General features: G+C 61.8%; 18 protein-coding genes. 7 read left to right on the top strand and 11 right to left on the bottom strand.

The genetic code is table 11. From position 1 onward, the window contains the following. Positions 1-2: 2 nt before the first annotated feature. Genes V6M87_RS12720 through V6M87_RS12710 form a run of 3 tightly spaced genes read right to left on the bottom strand, consistent with a single transcriptional unit; the run spans position 3 to position 3,520 of the window. Positions 3-2,246, bottom strand: coding sequence for a RelA/SpoT family protein (locus tag V6M87_RS12720; RefSeq protein WP_332877002.1), 2,244 nt, complete (start codon positions 2,244-2,246; stop codon positions 3-5). A 1-nt stretch (position 2,247) separates the two neighbouring features. Further along, the gene (locus V6M87_RS12715; protein WP_332877001.1) at positions 2,248-2,598 is read right to left on the bottom strand and encodes a RidA family protein; all 351 of its coding nucleotides are present in this window, start codon (positions 2,596-2,598) and stop codon (positions 2,248-2,250) included. A 31-nt stretch (positions 2,599-2,629) separates the two neighbouring features. After that, entirely contained in the window at positions 2,630-3,520 is an 891-nt protein-coding gene (locus tag V6M87_RS12710) for an alpha/beta fold hydrolase (RefSeq protein WP_332877000.1), read from the bottom strand. A 196-nt stretch (positions 3,521-3,716) separates the two neighbouring features. On the opposite strand from V6M87_RS12710, the gene V6M87_RS12705 reads away from it, so the two are divergent. The 3 genes from V6M87_RS12705 to V6M87_RS12695 all read left to right on the top strand — a co-directional run bounded on the left by V6M87_RS12705 (position 3,717) and on the right by V6M87_RS12695 (position 6,132). After that, positions 3,717-3,986: a hypothetical protein gene (locus V6M87_RS12705; RefSeq protein WP_332876999.1), complete on the top strand. Its 270-nt coding sequence runs from the start codon at positions 3,717-3,719 to the stop codon at positions 3,984-3,986. A gap of 6 nt (positions 3,987-3,992) precedes the next feature. Then, entirely contained in the window at positions 3,993-4,613 is a 621-nt protein-coding gene (locus tag V6M87_RS12700; protein ID WP_332877128.1) for an amidohydrolase family protein, read from the top strand. Between the two features lie 220 nt (positions 4,614-4,833). Next, positions 4,834-6,132, top strand: a complete 1,299-nt coding sequence (locus tag V6M87_RS12695) for a dicarboxylate/amino acid:cation symporter (protein WP_332876998.1) — start codon at positions 4,834-4,836, stop codon at positions 6,130-6,132. A gap of 72 nt (positions 6,133-6,204) precedes the next feature. Here V6M87_RS12695 and V6M87_RS12690 read toward each other — a convergent pair whose 3' ends face one another. Continuing rightward, a complete protein-coding gene (locus V6M87_RS12690; RefSeq protein ID WP_332876997.1) occupies positions 6,205-6,855 on the bottom strand; it encodes a 3-oxoacid CoA-transferase subunit B in 651 nt (216 codons plus the stop codon). 20 nt (positions 6,856-6,875) lie between these two features. Further along, positions 6,876-7,574, bottom strand: coding sequence for a CoA transferase subunit A (locus tag V6M87_RS12685; protein WP_332876996.1), 699 nt, complete (start codon positions 7,572-7,574; stop codon positions 6,876-6,878). 120 nt (positions 7,575-7,694) lie between these two features. On the opposite strand from V6M87_RS12685, the gene V6M87_RS12680 reads away from it, so the two are divergent. Further along, a complete protein-coding gene (locus V6M87_RS12680) occupies positions 7,695-8,270 on the top strand; it encodes a LuxR C-terminal-related transcriptional regulator (protein WP_332877127.1) in 576 nt (191 codons plus the stop codon). 16 nt (positions 8,271-8,286) lie between these two features. Here V6M87_RS12680 and V6M87_RS12675 read toward each other — a convergent pair whose 3' ends face one another. Beyond that, positions 8,287-9,063, bottom strand: a complete 777-nt coding sequence (locus tag V6M87_RS12675) for an SDR family oxidoreductase (RefSeq protein ID WP_332876995.1) — start codon at positions 9,061-9,063, stop codon at positions 8,287-8,289. Positions 9,064-9,240: 177 nt separating this feature from the next. Here V6M87_RS12675 and V6M87_RS12670 point away from each other — a divergent pair, with 177 nt between their 5' ends. Then, positions 9,241-10,917, top strand: a complete 1,677-nt coding sequence (locus tag V6M87_RS12670) for an electron transfer flavoprotein-ubiquinone oxidoreductase (RefSeq protein WP_332876994.1) — start codon at positions 9,241-9,243, stop codon at positions 10,915-10,917. 40 nt (positions 10,918-10,957) lie between these two features. Here the strand turns inward: V6M87_RS12670 and V6M87_RS12665 are convergent, their stop codons facing one another. From V6M87_RS12665 to V6M87_RS12645, 5 genes are all read right to left on the bottom strand, one after another. Further along, the gene (locus V6M87_RS12665; RefSeq protein WP_332876993.1) at positions 10,958-11,746 is read right to left on the bottom strand and encodes a transporter substrate-binding domain-containing protein; all 789 of its coding nucleotides are present in this window, start codon (positions 11,744-11,746) and stop codon (positions 10,958-10,960) included. A gap of 92 nt (positions 11,747-11,838) precedes the next feature. After that, positions 11,839-12,252, bottom strand: a complete 414-nt coding sequence (locus tag V6M87_RS12660; RefSeq protein WP_332876992.1) for a hypothetical protein — start codon at positions 12,250-12,252, stop codon at positions 11,839-11,841. Between the two features lie 90 nt (positions 12,253-12,342). Next, positions 12,343-12,636, bottom strand: a complete 294-nt coding sequence (locus tag V6M87_RS12655) for a DUF378 domain-containing protein (protein WP_332876991.1) — start codon at positions 12,634-12,636, stop codon at positions 12,343-12,345. 98 nt (positions 12,637-12,734) lie between these two features. Then, entirely contained in the window at positions 12,735-13,391 is a 657-nt protein-coding gene (locus V6M87_RS12650; protein WP_332876990.1) for a YcbK family protein, read from the bottom strand. Positions 13,392-13,499: 108 nt separating this feature from the next. After that, complete coding sequence (locus V6M87_RS12645) at positions 13,500-14,027, bottom strand: GNAT family N-acetyltransferase (RefSeq protein WP_332876989.1); 528 nt, start codon at positions 14,025-14,027, stop codon at positions 13,500-13,502. A 287-nt stretch (positions 14,028-14,314) separates the two neighbouring features. Here V6M87_RS12645 and V6M87_RS12640 point away from each other — a divergent pair, with 287 nt between their 5' ends. Further along, positions 14,315-15,337, top strand: coding sequence for a sulfate ABC transporter substrate-binding protein (locus V6M87_RS12640; RefSeq protein WP_332877126.1), 1,023 nt, complete (start codon positions 14,315-14,317; stop codon positions 15,335-15,337). A 248-nt stretch (positions 15,338-15,585) separates the two neighbouring features. Further along, the gene (locus V6M87_RS12635) at positions 15,586-16,524 is read left to right on the top strand and encodes a serine hydrolase (RefSeq protein ID WP_332876988.1); all 939 of its coding nucleotides are present in this window, start codon (positions 15,586-15,588) and stop codon (positions 16,522-16,524) included. The last annotated feature ends 10 nt before the right edge of the window (positions 16,525-16,534 follow it).

Raw genomic sequence — 16,534 nt, 5'->3', positions numbered from 1 at the left:
ATTTACTGGCGCATCGCCTGCTGCACCCCTTGCACTTCGCGGATCTCGCCCAGCGCCCGGTTCAGCTGCGCGGTCGACCCGATCTCCGCCGTGAACACCATGCGCGCATTGCCCTTCGCGCTTTGCGTGTTCACGCCGATGACGTTGATCTTTTCTTTCGAGAACACCTCGGAAATATCGCGCAGCAGGCCCTGGCGGTCGCTGGCCAGGATGAACAGGTCGACCGGATAGACGGTGTCGCTGAGCGCGCCGCCCCACGCGGTCTGGATCACGCGCTCGGGCGCCTTGGCGCGCATCTCGGTGAAGTTCTTGCAGGTGGCGCGGTGGATCGAGACGCCCTTGCCGCGCGTGACAAAACCGACGATACCGTCCGGCGGCGCCGGTTTGCAACACTTGGCCAGGGCCGTCAGCAAGCCTTCCGATCCGACCACCAGCACGCCCGACTTGGCGCCCTGCTCCACGCTCGACGCGCGGCTCTTGTTGATGACGGCGGCGTCGTCGACAGGCGCCACCGGCTCGCCGCTTTCGCGCACCGCAAGTTCAACGTGGCGCAGGCTGAACAGCTCATTGCCCACCGCGACAAACAGGTCGTCCAGTTTCGGAAAGCCCAGCTTATGCGCCAGCGCTTCCAGGTTGACGGCCGTCTTGCCTTCGCGCTGGAGCGATTTCTCAACCAGCGCGCGGCCCTGGTTCAGGGTTTCCTGCTGGTCCAGCGCATGGAACCAGGCGCGGATCTTGGTGCGGGTGCGCGTGCCGACGGTGTAACCGGCGCTGAGCCAGTCGCGCGACGGCCCGGCGCTGCCCGGCGCGCCCTTGGCGGTGATGATCTCGCAGGTCTGGCCATTGCGCAAAGGGGTATTCAAGGGCACCATCACGCCGTCGATTTTGGCGCCGCGGCAGCGATGGCCCACTTCGCTGTGCAGGTGGTAAGCGAAGTCGATCGGGGTCGCGCCCTGCGGCAGTTCGATCACGCGCGCCTGCGGCGTGAGGACAAAAATGCGGTCGTCGAGCGTGGTCGCTTTTAACTGTTCGACCCACTCGCGCTGCTCTGCTTCCGGCTTGGCGACGCTGTCGGTGACGTCGGTTTTCCACGCCAGCAGCTGGCGCAGCCAGGCGATTTTCTCGTCGTACTTCTGGCCCTTGAAATTCGAGCCGCCTTCTTCTTTATAACGCCAGTGCGCGGCGATGCCGTATTCGGCGAAGTTGTGCATCTCGTGCGTGCGCACCTGCACTTCGAGTGGACGGCCGTCTTCGGCCGCCACCACCGTGTGCAGCGACTGGTAGCCGTTCGGCTTGGGGCGCGAAATATAGTCGTCGAATTCGTCCGGGATCGGGGTCCAGATATTGTGGACCAGGCCCAGCACGGTGTAGCAGCTTTTCACATCCTCGACGATCACGCGGAACGCGCGCACGTCGTACAGGGCCGTGAAATCGAGCTCCTTGCCGCGCATCTTGCTCCAGATGCTGTAGATGTGCTTGGGACGCCCGCTGACCTCGGCCTTGATCCCGGCCGCAGCCAGCTCGCGCTGCAGCCGTGCGATTGAGGACTGCACGAAGCCTTCGCGCAGCATGCGTTTTTCTTCCAGCATTTTGGCGATGCGTTTATAGGTATCCGGTTCGAGGAAGCGGAACGACAGGTCTTCCAGTTCCCATTTGAGTTGCCAGATACCGAGCCGGTTCGCCAGCGGCGCATACAAATCGAGCACTTCGCGCCCGTAGGCGTGGGTCACCTCATCGAAGCGCTTTTGCTCGGCAAAATAGCGCAAGGTGGTGACGCAGGAAGCGAGGCGCACCAGCACCACGCGCATGTCGGTGGCCATGGCAAGCAGCATCTTGCGCAGCGTTTCGACTTGCGCACTGGCTTCCTGCGCCGCATTCTTGCCGCGTTTGACGCCCTGATGGCCGACGGTCAGGTCGCGCAGGCGAATCAGTTGCTGCACGCCGCCGACCAGGTCGGCCACCTCCTTGCCGAAGCGGTGTTCGAAGGTGGCGCCTTCGGCCGGCTCCATGATGGCCAGCTCGAACAGCAGGCCGGCGATGCGGGTCGGGCAATCGCTGCGCAGATAGGACAGCGTGCCGGCCACGCCCAGCGAAAACGCCAGCGCGCTTTCGCCGGAGGCGCAGCTGCGCTCGCCATAGGCTTCGCCCGCATACTCGAGCGCTTCCTGCACGCGCGCGCTGTCCTCGGGGCCGAGGCCCTCGCTCAGCGGATGGCGCGCATCGCCCAGTGCAGCGATGGAAACCATGTCAGCGCTGCGCGGCGGTGACGACGATTTCGACCAGGCCGGCCGGATTGGCCAGCGTTGCTTCGACGGTGGCGCGCGGTGGTGCATTGCCCTCGGCTACCCATTCATCGTAGACCGAGTTCATGCCGGCGAAGTCGTCGATGTTCTTGACGAAAATCTGTACCATCAAAATCGCGCTCTTGTCGCTGCCGGCTTCGAGCAGCAGGCGGTCGACGTGGGCCAGCACTTCGCGGGTCTGCCCGACGATGTCCTGGGTGGTGTCGTCGGCCACCTGGCCGGCAAGGTAGACGGTGCCGTTGTGGATGGCCGTTTCGGACAGGCGTTTGCCGGGATGCAGTCGTTTGATTTCCATTATTGCTTTCGTGATGATGAATAAAAACGGTTCAGCCGATGAGGAAGCGACGGGCAATCGCGATCTGGTCATCTGGTACAAAGGTGGGTGCATGGCCGACGCCGGGAATCTGCACCAGTTGCGGGTGCGGGCCACGCTGCGTCATCTGGCGCGCGGTGTCGGCGGAGAGCAAGTCCGACTCTGCGCCCCGGACCAGCAGCGTGGGACAGGTAATGGCGTCGTAAGCCCCCCACAGCGCCGCTTCGTCGCGCTGCGCCGTTTCCGGCGTGGCGCTTTTAAAGGGCTGGGCCAGCGCCATGTCGTAATGGCGCTGCCAGCGGCCGTCGTCGGCCTGGCGCAGCACATCTGATGCCAGCTTGTGCCACTGGCTGTCGCTGTGCGGGCCGAACGAGCTTGATACGGTGCGCACGTACTGCGCACCTTCCTCGAAACTGGCAAAGCGCAGGTCTTGACCGATGTAGTCGCCGATGCGCGCCAGCGCGCCCGGGTCGATGATGGGGCCGATATCGTTGAGGACCAGTTTGCGGATCGGGTTGCCCGGCAGGGACGCCAGCACCATGCCGATCAGCCCGCCCATCGAGGTGCCGAACCAGTCGACCGTCCCATCGCTGCCAGGCACGTGCGTGACGCGCGCAATCAGCGTCACCATGTCGGCCACGTATTGCGGCACCGTGTACAGCGCCGGCACGGCCAGCCGGCCCGAGCGCCCGCGCCCGACCACGTCGGGACAGATCACCCGATAGTGGCTCGACAGGTTGGTGGCGAGCGCGTCGAAATCGTCACTGACGCGGGTAACACCATGCACGCAGACCAGCACGCGCGGGTTGGCCGGGTCGCCCCACTGTTTATAGGCGACGCGGTGCAGTCCGGCAGGCGAACTGCATTGCACGCTTTCGACGGTAAAGCTGGGTGATGACGACATGCGCGCTCCGATGGACAGGGTAATATTGCGCATCAGCCAAACAAAAGCCGGCCGCTGCAGTGGGATTCTACCAAGTCTGGCGCGACAGCACTGCCCCTTCGTGAGCGCAGCCGGCCAGCCTCGGCTTGCGCAAGATCAAAGCGTTGACTATCCTAAAAGATACATTCGCACTTTGAGCCAGCCACAAGGAGTTCGCATGCAAGCGCAAGACCACGCAGCTTTCGATGCCGGCACGGTAGAAACCGGCGCGCGCAGCCCGGTGGCGGCGCGCGCCGTGATTCCGGAAGGAATGGATGAAGCCCCGGTGCGCTTTGTTGCACCCGACACCGGCGCGGCCCTCGCGTGGCGGCCGTACCGCCTGCATATCGGCGCGCGGCTGGTACTCGGGCGCACCGACGAAAACGGGTTTACGGCGCAACTCTCCGGCCACGAGCGCAAGCTGCTGCGCGATTGGGAACTGGAATAGCAGGCGCTGCGCCTGCACGCGCCAGGTGCGGACTACCGCACCGGCATCGACGGCAGCGCGCGCCCGACGTTCACCCTGGAAGAAATGCGCGCGATGGTGGCGGCCGCCCACGTCAGCGGCCGCAAGGTCGCGGCCCACGCCAGCAGCGACGCTGCCATCCGCATGGCGGTGCTGGCCGGCGTCGACATCATCGAACACGGCTACGGCGCCACGGAAGCGACCTTCCGGCTGATGCTGGAACACCACACCGCGTATGTGCCCACCCTGACCGCACCCGAAGCCATCGGCGAATATTTTCAGAAGCATGTGCGTGGTGGCGCGCCCACGCCAGCCATGGCGCAGTCGGCGCGTGCGTTCGCGCTGGCGCGCAAGGTCGGGGTTACAATCGGCAATGGCAGCGACGTCGGCGTGTTCGCCCACGGCAGCAGCGCGCGCGAACTGGCCTGGCTGGTGCAACTGGGGATGACACCCACCGAGGCGCTGCGCGCCGCCACGGTGGTGGCGGCCGAGATCCTCGGCAAGTGCGCCGAACTGGGCGCCCTGCAAGCCGGGCTGGCGGCCGACGTGATCGCAGTAGACGGCGTTCCGACGATGGCGATGTCGGCACTCAAAAAATCACCCTGGTGATGAAAGGTAGCGTAATCCACAGCCAGCCACCACCCCATCCTTGATGCTGCGGCGCAGCATTTGCCAAACTGGCGCCAGGCGCGATACAAACGCACCAGGAATCGCTCCGGACGCCGTATTTACCACACTTGGCGTCGGTGTTTTCCACAGTTGCAAGCTTATCCGGAATAGGTAATGATGCGTCACTTCTCACTACGGACAAGCGCCTCGACCACACGTCATGAAAAAACCTTTCTATAAAATATTGTACGTTCAGGTGTTGTTTGCCATCGTCGCCGGTGTCCTGCTCGGTATTTTCGAGCCTGCCTACGCGACAGCCATGAAGCCATTGGGAGACGGCTTCATCAAACTCATCAAGATGATCATCGCTCCGGTTATTTTCTGTACCGTGGTCGCCGGTATTGCCGGCATGCAGGACATGAAAAAAGTCGGCCGCGTCGGCGGCAAGGCGCTGCTGTACTTCGAAGTGGTCTCGACCATCGCGCTGGCCATTGGCCTGCTGGTGGCCAACCTCGTGAAACCGGGCGCCGGCTTCAATGCCGACCTGTCCAAACTCGATGTCAGCGCCCTGGCGCAGTACACCTCGAAGGTGCACGACCAGACCACGGTCGGCTTCCTGATGAACATCATTCCGACCACGTTCGTCGACGCGTTCGCCAAAGGTGACATCCTGCAAGTGCTGCTGATCGCCATCCTGTTCGGCGCAGCGCTGTCGATGCTCGGCGAGCGCGGCCGTCCAGTGACGAATCTCATCAACGAAATTTCGCACGTCATCTTCGGCGTGGTCGGCATCATCATGAAAGTCGCGCCAATCGGTGCCTTCGGCGCCATGGCCTTCACCATCGGTAAATTCGGTATCGCCTCGCTGATCCCGCTGGCTAAGCTGATGGGTTCGTTCTACCTGACCTGCTTCGTGTTCGTCATCTTCGTTCTCGGCGCGATCGCCAAGTACACCGGCTTCTCGATCTTCAAATTCATCTCGTATATCCGCGAAGAACTGCTGATCGTGCTGGGCACCAGCTCGTCGGAAAGCGCCCTGCCTGCCCTGATGCGCAAACTGGAAAAACTGGGTTGCTCGAAATCGGTGGTCGGCCTGGTGGTGCCAACCGGTTACTCGTTCAACCTGGACGGCACCAACATCTACATGACGATGGCCGCCCTGTTCGTGGCACAGGCTACCAACACCGACCTGACCCTGGGCCAGGAACTGACCATCCTGTTCGTCGCGATGCTGACCTCGAAAGGCGCGTCCGGCATCACCGGCGCTGGCTTCATCACGCTGGCGGCCACGCTGGCCGTGGTGCCGACCATTCCGGTGGCCGGCATGGCGCTGATCCTCGGCATCGACCGCTTCATGAGCGAGTGCCGCGCGCTGACCAACTTCATCGGTAACGGCGTTGCCACCATCGTCGTGTCGAAGTGGGAAAAAGAGCTGGACCACGACCGCCTGGCATCCGAGCTGCGTCATCCGACGCACCTGGAAGAAGACAAGGAAATGTTCCCGAAGAAAGCTGCGTAATACGGCACAGCTTCATCCCATAAAAAATGCCGGGTCACCCCGGCATTTTTTTCGCCTGCAAGAAACGTCGCGTTACAGCGCCGGGACATCCAGCGGCGCACCGGTGGCCGCGACGATCTGCTCGGTCGTCACGCCCGGCGCCAGTTCCACCAGTTGCAAACCCTGCGCGGTGATGTCGATGACACCCAGGTCGGTGATGATGCGGTCGACCACGCCGACGCCGGTCAGGGGCAGATCGCACTTCGGCAAGATTTTATGCGACGTGCTGCCGTCCTTGGCCGTGGCCACGTGTTCCATCACCACGACGACACGCTTGACGCCGGCGACCAGGTCCATCGCGCCGCCCATGCCTTTCACCATTTTGCCCGGGATCATCCAGTTCGCCAGGTCGCCGTGTTCCGACACCTGCATCGCACCGAGGATGGCGAGATTGATCTTGCCGCCGCGGATCATGCCGAAGGAATCGGCCGAGCTGAAGTAGGCGGCGCCGGGCATGGCCGTCACGGTCTGCTTGCCGGCGTTGATCAGGTCGGCATCGACCTCGCTGTCGAGCGGGAACGGGCCGATGCCCAATAAACCATTTTCTGACTGCAACTGCACTTCGATATCTTGCGGCACATAGTTAGCCACCAGCGTCGGCAGGCCGATGCCGAGATTCACATAAAAGCCATCCTGCAATTCTTTTGCCGCGCGCGCGGCCATTTCGTCACGAGTCCATGCCATGTCGTTCTCCGTCTCTCGTTTTAGTTGGAACGCACTGTGCGCTGCTCGATCCGCTTTTCCGGATGCGGGTTATGCACGATGCGGTGCACGAAAATACTCGGCGTGTGGACCTGGTCCGGATCGATTTCACCGATCTCCACCAGGTGTTCGACTTCGACGATGGTTATTTTGCCGGCCGCGGCCACGTTCGGATTGAAGTTGCGCGCTGTTTTGCGGTACACCAGATTGCCGGCGCGGTCGGCCATATACGCCTTGACCAGCGCCACGTCCGGCACCAGGGCGCGTTCCATCACGTACTGTTCGCCGTCGAATTCGCGTACTTCCTTGCCCTCGGCCACGATGGTGCCGACGCCGGTTTTGGTGAAGAAGGCGGGAATGCCGGCGCCACCGCAGCGCAGCTTTTCGGCCAGCGTGCCTTGCGGCGTGAATTCGAGGTCCAGCTCGCCGGCCAGGTACTGGCGCGCAAACTCCTTGTTTTCGCCCACGTAGGACGCGATCATTTTTTTGATCTGGCGCGTCTCGAGCAGCTGGCCGAGGCCAAAACCGTCGACACCGGCATTGTTGGAGATGGCTGTCAGGCCGGTCACGCCGGAGTCGCGCAGTGCTTCGATCAGCGCCTCGGGAATGCCGCACAGGCCAAAGCCGCCGACGGCAATCATCTGGCCGTCGTGCACCACGCCAGCCAGTGCGCTGGCTGCATCAGGATAAACTTTATTCATACCCGTCCCTTATATTGTTTACATGTATCGCAGAGTAGAATGGCAGCATAAAATACGGCGCCGGAAAGCACAATACGGTAGAAATACCTCGTACTTTCCGCCGCAAAAAAGTTGAAGGAGATGTGCGTGCCGCAGACCGATGCCAGCTACGCGATTGATTACGAACTGATTTTCCAGCATGCGCCGGTGGGCATGTGCATTTCGGTCGACCGCGTGATCCAGTCCTGCAACGGCGCACTGACCGAGATGTTCGGCTACGGCGACGGCGAACTCGACGGCAAATCGTTCCAGCTGCTGTATCCGACGCTGACCGAATTCCTGCGTACGGGCGACCGCATCATTCCCATCATGAACGCGCGCGGGCGCTATTCGGACGAGCGCATCATGCGCCGCGGCGACGGCGAATTGTTCTGGTGTCACGTCAGCGGGCGCGCGCTCGATTCGACGGTGCCGCTGGGGCCGGGTGTGTGGACGTTCGAGGATGTCAGCGAGAAGCGCCCGGTAACGGCCGAGCTGACCCCGCGCGAACGCGAAATCGCGGCACTGCTGGTCGAAGGCAAGACCAGCAAGGTCATCGCGCGTGAAACGGATTTGAGTCCGCGCACGGTGGAGATGCACCGTGCCAAACTGATGCGCAAGTTTTCGGCGTCGACCTCGTCGGAACTGGTGCACAAGCTGGTTGGGGTGGCGCGCTAAGGCGCCACCTCGTATATTACTGCGCCGTCATCCCGTCATCGGCCGTGATGATCGCACCGTTGATGAAGTGCGATTCTTCAGCGGCCAGCAAGAGCAGCAAGCCATCAAGGTCTTCCGGCTTGCCGGGCCGCTTGCGCGGCAATAAATCGATCAGCTTCTTGCCCTGCTCGGTGCCGAAATACTCCTCGTTGATTTCCGTGGAGATGTAGCCGGGGCAGATGGCGTTGACGTTGATGTTGTACTTACCCCACTCCACCGCCATCGCCTTGGTCATCTGCACGACGCCGGCCTTGCTCATGCAATACACGCCAATTTGCGGCAACACGCGCAGGCCGGCCACCGACGCGATGTTGATGATGCGGTGCTGCTTTTTAGGGTCGCCCTTGGCGCGCGCGATCATGCGTTTGGCCGCTTGCTGGGCCACGAAAAACGCGCCGCGCAAATTGGTGTCCATCACGTAGTTGTAATCTTCCTCGGTCACGTCGACCAGGCGCTGGGTGGTCGAGACGCCGGAATTATTCACCAGGATATCGATCGGACCGGCCTCGGTTTCGGCGTGGGCGATGGCCGACTTGATGCTGGCCATGTCGGTCACATCGAGCGACACCACGTGGGCGGCGCCGCCGTCGGCTTCGATTTCTGCCCGTAATTCCTTGAGGCGATCGGTGCGGCGCGACGCCAGCACCACTTGCGCGCCGGCGCCGGCCAGCGCCTTGGCAAAGCGCGCGCCCAGGCCGCTCGATGCACCCGTCACCAGCGCGATTTTTCCTTCAAAATTGACTTCAATACCCACGTTTGTCTCCTGACCTGTGCCGATGGCTTTGCAAAGCACAATCATTACACAATTCGCCAGGATTAGACCGCCGCATCTAATAATGCCCCGTAAAATGCCGCAGAGCGTCAATCGCGTTGCAAACTGCGGCAAAAAGCCGCACACTCGTGCTTAAATTTTTTTTCCCATGATGAGACCATGACAGACGACACGAATATCTTCGAAAAATACGGCCCCCGCGAAGCCATGGAATACGACGTAGTCGTGGTCGGTGGCGGCCCCGCCGGCCTGTCCGCCGCGATCCGCCTGAAGCAACTGGCTGCCGAACAAGGCAAGGAAGTGTCGGTCTGCGTGCTGGAAAAAGGCGGCGAACTGGGCGCGCATATCCTGTCGGGCGCCGTCATGGACCCGATCGCCATCAACGAACTGTTCCCGAACTGGAAAGAACTGGGCGCGCCCTTGAACACGCCGGTCACGGAAGACCGCGTGCTGTTCCTGAGCGAAACCAAATCGTACGCCACGCCCGGCTTCATGGTGCCCAAGGCGCTGACCAACCACGGCAACTACATCGTCTCGCTGGCCAACGTCGTGCGCTGGCTCGGACAACAGGCCGAGGCCGCCGGCGTCGAAATCTTCCCTGGCTTTCCCGCCGCCGAAATCCTGTACAACGACGACGGCTCGGTCAAGGGTGTCGCCACCGGCAACATGGGCGTGAACCGCCATGGCCAGCCGAGCGATGCCTTCCAGCTGGGCATGGAATTGCACGCTAAATACACCCTCTTTGCGGAAGGCTCGCGCGGCCACCTCGGACGTCAGTTAATGACGAAGTTTGACCTCGCCAAGGGCAAGGATCCGCAGACCTACGGCCTCGGCATCAAGGAATTGTGGGAGATCGACCCGGCCAAGCACCAGCCGGGCCTGGTGATCCACAGCGCCGGCTGGCCGCTGGATAACAGCACCTATGGCGGCTCGTTCCTGTACCACCTGGAAAACAACCAGGTCGCGGTGGGCTTTGTGGTCGGCCTGGCGTACCAGAATCCCTACCTGTCGCCTTACGAAGAATTCCAGCGTTACAAAACCCACCCGGACATCCGCGGCTTTTTCGAAGGCGGCAAGCGCATCTCCTACGGCGCGCGCGCGATCACGGCAGGCGGCTTGCAGTCGTTGCCAAAGGTCGTCTTTGCGGGCGGCGCGCTGATCGGCTGCGACGCCGGTTTCCTCAACACCAGCCGCATCAAGGGCAGCCACGGCGCCATCAAGACCGGCATGCTGGTAGCGGAAGCCGCGTTCGCAGCGCTGGGCGAGGCGCGCCAGCACGATGAGCTGACCAGCTACCCTGTGGCTTTTGAAAAGTCCTGGCTGCACGAAGAACTGCACGTGGCGCGCAATTTCAAGCCATGGATGAGCAAGGGACTGGTGCTCGGTTCGATCATGACCGGCATCGACCAGATTCTGTTCAAGGGCAAGGCGCCGTGGACCTTGCACCACACGCATGCCGACCATGAATGCCTGAAACCGGCGGCCGACTTCAAGCCGATCGTGTATCCGAAGCCGGACGGCAAGCTGACCTTCGACCGCCTGTCGTCGGTGTTTATTTCCAACACCAACCACGCGGAAGACCAGCCGATCCACCTGACGCTGAAAAACCCGGCCATTCCGGTGGAAGTGAACCTGGCCACGTATGCCGGCCCGGAGCAGCGCTACTGCCCGGCCGGCGTGTATGAATACGTGAAGACCGATGCGGGACTCGATCGATTGCAGATCAATGCGCAGAATTGCGTGCATTGCAAAACCTGCGATATCAAGGACCCGACCCAGAACATCGTCTGGGTCACGCCAGAGGGCGGCGGCGGGCCGAACTACCCGAACATGTAATCAGGTAAGCATTCGAGGGGCGCGCAGGCGCCCCTTTTTTTCATGGGTACGGACGCGATGCATCGATCTTGAACCATTTGCGTGACAGCCTGGTCAAACTGCCGTCGGCCTGGGCCTGCGCCAGCGCCAGATCGATCGCTGCCTTGAGCGCGGGATTACCCTTCTGAATCGCGACACCGATGCGGTTGCCTGTCCACACCAGCGGACCCGGCTTGATCGGCAGAGTGGAATTGCCGGCCAGCCAGGCAACCATCAGGCTGTCATTGAGCGCGGCGTCGATGCGACCGAATGCCAGGTCCTGCAAATTTTCCGGCGCAGCAGGGTAGCTGCGCACCGTGACGCCCGCCACCGCACGCGCCTGCAATTCATACACGCTGCCCTTGGCCACACCAACCGTCTTGCCCTTCAAATCGGCCAGGCGGGTGTAGGGCGTTTCATCGTCGTTGCGCACGATGAGTTGCGCGCCTGAATAGGTGTAGGGCTCGGAAAAGTCGACCATGCGCGCGCGCAGGGGCGAGATGATGACCTGGCTGACGATGACATCGTATTTGCCGGCCACGAGGCCGTCGAGAATGTCGGTCCACGGCGTCGGGATCAGCTCGACTTTCAGGTCAAGGCGCTCACCAATGAGGCGCGCCACGTCGGCATCGTAACCGGTGATCTGGCCGGTTTTCGGCTCAACGAAATTAAACGGGGGATAGCTGCCTTCCATGGCAACGCGCAGTGTGCCGCGCTTCTTGATGGCCGCGAGGCGGTCGGCGGCGCCGGACGGCAGGCTGGACAGCGCAAAAAGCAAGGTGGCGCTTGCCAATACCAAACGGCGTGCCACTGACGTCGCTGCAGGTCCCATATCCAGAGCGCTCCTCTATTGACAGGCGAGAACTCTTTATAACCGAATATGGCCGTGCTGCGAAGAAAAAATTAAGCGCCAAAGCCCATCCGGTTGGCGCCGCTGGCGCCAAACCGGTGGCCGCTGACCAGCGTCGTACTCTCAACCAGGCTCGACAAGCCGACGATCAATTGAATCAACTTATCGTCAGGCAAAACCCAATAACTGCCGCGCGGCGCGGCGACGCCGGTGGCAGCGGTAATGAGCGGCGCGACCCAGCTCGCGTCCTCGTCGACATCGAGAAGCACGGCATCGGCGCCGGTCTGCAAATAGATATTGCCGCCCACGCCCAGCGTCAGGCAGATGCCCACGCCCCGTTCGTCTGGCGCAATGAGCTCCTGCAGGCAGCGGTCGTGTTCGTCGATCCAGAGTTCGACGTCTTGCGGGGTTTCCAGCGGCGTCCACGGACGGGGACGAAAACGGGGCGGTGGGGACAATTCGGTCATCGAGGGCAAAAATAAGGAGCAAGGCCGTATGCTACGGCATTTTGCCTGTCCGTACCGGAACATCAGTACCGCGTGGTGGAACCCCGGCGCTCAGGAGCGCCCGTTGTTGCTGGCCAGCTTGCCGAGCAGGTAGACGCCCCACAGCGCCGCGACCCCGACCATCACGTAGATGAGCCGCGCCGGCGGCGAGGCCGGACCGAACAAGGTGGCGACGAGATCGACCTGGAACAGGCCGACCATCGCCCAGTTCAGGCCGCCGATGATCATCAGCGCCATGGCAATATAGTCCAGCGCGATGATGGCGCCGCTGGCGTGGTCACCCTCGACGCTGCGCCGGTCAGGCGTCTGGCGCCGATCGATGGTAGGTGCATTCATGGTTGCCATTACCGTCTCCTTGAAAGGTTTCGTCAATCACCGGGCAGCGTGCCGGCACATTACTAAGACAAGGAAACCGCGTCCAAGTTTGGCAAACCACGTAAAAATCACCCTTTCCAGGTGCGGTTCAGGCCGGTATCGGTATGGATCCAGCCGCCCTTGGCACTGTTGCGGTAATAGAAACCGACACCGCCCTGGCGGAAACTGCGGATCAGGCCGCCAAGTACTTCTTCATTCAGCGCGGCGATGCGGATGTCGGCCGCCTTGCCGGACATGTGCAGCGACTTGCGCGCCGCCGGAATGCCTTCTTCCTGCAGGCGCTGGTTCGACGCCGCGGTGCGGTAGCCCGACAGGATTTCCAGCGGCCGCTCCATGCCGTAACGCGCCACGAAAGCCTGCGTGCCCCACAGGGTTTCGAACAGTTTCGGGTCGATCGGCGCGGTGGCCTTGCCGTTCACGTCGCGCAGCAGATGGCACAGTTCCTGGTAAGCCGAATCGATGACGTCGCCATCCTTCCAGTACAGGACCTTGGTGCGTTCGCCGCTTTGGGGCCGGATCAGCGACAAGGTGCGCGGTTTCACCCAGAAATCGAGGTCGAGCGCCTGGGCGTCGAACAGGTCGGGCGGCGGCGCCATCGTGGTGTCCACTTCCGAGGCCAGCTGGCCCGATTGCGGACGCTGGTCGGCATGCGCTGCCCCCATACCGATCAAACCGAGGGCGGACCAGCCGGCGCTTTTCTGAAGGAATTCTCTGCGGGAAGACATGATGCTCGACGTGGGTTCTGGAAGGCGCTAACTATAACGCAAAGCATGCCGTGAAACAGCCGTGTTCACCAACGAATCTGCGTAAATTGGCTGTCAATACGGCAATTATTATGCCTTGCAGTTGCAGAACCGGGCCCGGGAATCAGCCGGGCAGTCGCCAGGCTGGGTATTCAGTGGTTTCCAGTACAGGTCGCATTCGAGGCCATAGCAGGCTTTTTCCTTGCCACCGTCGGCGTAACCGAGACGGGCAAAAAAACCCGCGGCGCTGGCAGGGCTGTGCAAATGTACTTTGCTGATATTCCAGCTGCGCGCCTGCGTCTCGACGGCGGCCAGCATGGCGCGGCCGATGCCGTGCCGGGTGGTGCCAGGATCGACATAGCACAGCGCCAGTTTGCCGGCCTGGTTCAGCAAAGCCACACCGAGCAGCGCGTTGCCGCTGTCGGCCACGACCATGTAATTACTGGGCGAGCCCAGCCAGTTGCGCACGTTGTTCGGCGTTTTGTTGGACAGCCAATTTTCCAGCACCTCGGGATGGTCGCGGTGATCCTGCGCGCAGCCCTCGCCAATCGAGCGGCGCAGCAACTCACAGACTGATTGTTCGTCGCCGGCAACGGCAACTCGAAGAGCGAAACCCATGGACTTCTTCATCCCGAAACGGTTAAAAACAGTATTAGGTGTGTCAAGGACGCATTTACAAACGTTAAGCGCGGTAAATCGCGGTAAAAAATAAACCTGCTTGCGCCGCGCCGGGGACGACTATACACAAAACCGGCGGGGTTCGCTGCCGCACAGTTTCATTTCCTGAGAGACAGATGGTGGCCGCAGGCGAGATCTCTAAGCATATGACGAAAGAATCGTTCTGTAACGACACAAGATTGGAGAGTATGCTGACTCTTTTCCTCAGTCGAACCAGCGAGTACACCATGATCACCACCCCTGCCCGACCCTTGCGCCGTGCCCTGTTGTCCCTGTCCCTGGCGCTCGGCGCCGGCGCCGTGTTACCTGCCGCGCATGGCGCCGATACCGAGCTGCTGAACGTCTCGTACGATGTCGCGCGCGAACTGTACAAGGAAGTGAACCCCGCTTTCATCTCCGGCTACAAGAAGACGACGGGCGAGGATGTCACGATCAAGCAGTCACACGGCGGCTCGAGCAAGCAGGCGCGTGCCGTGGCCGATGGCCTGGAAGCGTCGGTGGTAACGATGAACCAGGCGAATGACATCGACATGCTGGCCGACCGCGGCCTGCTGGCCAAGGACTGGGCCAAGAAATTCCCCAACAATGCGGCGCCGTATTATTCGACCATGGTGTTCCTGGTGCGCAAGGGCAACCCGAAAGCCATCCGTGACTGGGCCGACCTGGCCAAGGCGGACGTCAAGGTGGTCATTCCGAATCCGAAAACCGCCGGCAACGGCCGGTATACCTACCTGGCGGCCTGGGGTTCAGTCCTGAAAAAAGGCGGCAGCGAAGCACAGGCGCGCGACCTGGTTACCCGCATGTTCAAGAATGTGCCGGTGCTCGATGCGGGCGGGCGCGCCGCCACCACCACCTTCACCCAGCGCCAGATCGGCGATGCGCTGGTCACGTTTGAAAACGAAGTGAACCTGGTGCGCGCGGAGTTTGGCGACAATTTCGAAGTGGTCTATCCAGCGACCTCGATCCTGGCCGAGTCGCCCGTGGCCGTGGTCGACAAAGTGGTCGACCGGCGCGGTAACCGCAAGGCCGCCACCGCGTACCTGAATTTCCTGTACACGGACGCCGGCCAGGCCATTGGCGCGAAGCACTTCATGCGCGTGCGTTCGGCTGCGGTCACGAAACAGTTTGCGGCCAATTACAAGCCGATCACCCTGTTCACGGTGGACGAGTATTTCGGCGGCTGGCGCGCCGCGCAAAAGAAACACTTTGACGATGGTGGCGAGTTCGACAAGATCTATCAGCCACAGTAACGCCGCGCGGCGCCTGAGTAAATACTTCAACATTGGTAACCTGGCAGCTTTAAACGGGCCCTGCAGCGATGCAGGGCTTTTTTTATTGGGTTTTCGGTCAGTTCACCCGGCTTTTATCTTGTGCGCCATAGACAGCGCCTGAGCTTGCTGGTATCGTCCCTCTCTTGTAGTTGCCTACAAGCCAGTTTGATGCTCCGCCGCCAACCTCGGCGCCCGAACCTCAACCGCACTTCCCCATTCGCCATTCAATGAAAAAATTATTCGCCGCCGTCCTGCTATCGCTATCGACCGCCGCTGTTTACGCCGTTCCGTTCGGCTCGCAATCCGTGCTGGTCGTCGAAGATGGCACCGGTAAAATTCTGCTCGAAAAAAACGCCAACGAAATCGTCCCGATCGCCTCCCTGACCAAGCTGATGACCGCCATGGTCATTCTCGACGCCAAGCAGGACATGGACGAGAAAATCGAAATCGACAGCAAGGACGTCGACATGCTCAAGCACAGCACCTCGCGTGTGCCGGTGGGCGCCTCGATCCCGCGCCGCGATGTGCTGCAACTGGCGCTGATGTCCTCGGATAACCGCGCCGCTGCCTCGCTGGGCCGCACCTACCCGGGCGGAATCGGCGCGTTCAAATTCGCCGTCAAAAACAAGATCGCTTCGCTGCAAATGACGCAAACCTCGATCGAAGAGCCGACCGGCCTGTCGCCGAACAACCGTTCGACCGCGTCCGACCTTGTCAAAATGGCCATGGCCGCATCGCACTACCCGGAAATCACGCGCATCACGACCGAGTCGAAAGACATCATCAACATCAACGGGCGCGGCGTGGAATACCACAACACGAACCGCCTGGTGGGTGCCAAGGGCTGGGATATCGGCATGTCGAAAACCGGCTACATCGAAGAAGCGGGCCGCTGCCTGATCATGCGCATCACCACCGCCGGCAAGACTGCGACGCTGGTGCTGCTCAATGCACGCGCCTCGTCGGTGCGCGTGATGGATGCGCTGAACATTCGCCGCCTCATGGCCGGCACCGCCGGCGCCGAGCCGGTGATTCGCGCACCGCGTTTGCGCGGCCTGCGTGCACCAGCCATTCGCGCCTCGAGCACGGTCAAGGCGACGTCTGCGGCGCGGGTTTCCACCCGCAAGCATGTGAAAGCCGTCAAGAAGAATCGCAAGCACCGCTAAGCCCACCCGC

It is taken from the genome of Massilia sp. S19_KUP03_FR1, from assembly GCF_036688685.1.
Classification (GTDB): Bacteria; Pseudomonadota; Gammaproteobacteria; order Burkholderiales; family Burkholderiaceae_D; genus JALYUM01.
The sequence above is the reverse complement of the archived record's forward strand: the minus strand, read 5'-3'. Positions and strand labels throughout refer to the sequence as shown.

Excerpts from the sequence above, each read along its gene's own strand:
- V6M87_RS12670 (WP_332876994.1), top strand. The coding sequence starts at position 9,241 with ATGACAGACGACACGAATATCTTCGAAAAATACGGCCCCCGCGAAGCC.
- V6M87_RS12710 (WP_332877000.1), bottom strand. The coding sequence starts at position 3,520 with ATGTCGTCATCACCCAGCTTTACCGTCGAAAGCGTGCAATGCAGTTCG.
- V6M87_RS12720 (WP_332877002.1), bottom strand. The coding sequence starts at position 2,246 with ATGGTTTCCATCGCTGCACTGGGCGATGCGCGCCATCCGCTGAGCGAG.
- V6M87_RS12640 (WP_332877126.1), top strand. The coding sequence starts at position 14,315 with ATGATCACCACCCCTGCCCGACCCTTGCGCCGTGCCCTGTTGTCCCTG.
- V6M87_RS12695 (WP_332876998.1), top strand. The coding sequence starts at position 4,834 with ATGAAAAAACCTTTCTATAAAATATTGTACGTTCAGGTGTTGTTTGCC.
- V6M87_RS12690 (WP_332876997.1), bottom strand. The coding sequence starts at position 6,855 with ATGGCATGGACTCGTGACGAAATGGCCGCGCGCGCGGCAAAAGAATTG.
- V6M87_RS12645 (WP_332876989.1), bottom strand. The coding sequence starts at position 14,027 with ATGGGTTTCGCTCTTCGAGTTGCCGTTGCCGGCGACGAACAATCAGTC.
- V6M87_RS12635 (WP_332876988.1), top strand. The coding sequence starts at position 15,586 with ATGAAAAAATTATTCGCCGCCGTCCTGCTATCGCTATCGACCGCCGCT.
- V6M87_RS12660 (WP_332876992.1), bottom strand. The coding sequence starts at position 12,252 with ATGACCGAATTGTCCCCACCGCCCCGTTTTCGTCCCCGTCCGTGGACG.
- V6M87_RS12650 (WP_332876990.1), bottom strand. The coding sequence starts at position 13,391 with ATGTCTTCCCGCAGAGAATTCCTTCAGAAAAGCGCCGGCTGGTCCGCC.
- V6M87_RS12715 (WP_332877001.1), bottom strand. The coding sequence starts at position 2,598 with ATGGAAATCAAACGACTGCATCCCGGCAAACGCCTGTCCGAAACGGCC.
- V6M87_RS12655 (WP_332876991.1), bottom strand. The coding sequence starts at position 12,636 with ATGGCAACCATGAATGCACCTACCATCGATCGGCGCCAGACGCCTGAC.
- V6M87_RS12705 (WP_332876999.1), top strand. The coding sequence starts at position 3,717 with ATGCAAGCGCAAGACCACGCAGCTTTCGATGCCGGCACGGTAGAAACC.
- V6M87_RS12685 (WP_332876996.1), bottom strand. The coding sequence starts at position 7,574 with ATGAATAAAGTTTATCCTGATGCAGCCAGCGCACTGGCTGGCGTGGTG.
- V6M87_RS12680 (WP_332877127.1), top strand. The coding sequence starts at position 7,695 with ATGTGCGTGCCGCAGACCGATGCCAGCTACGCGATTGATTACGAACTG.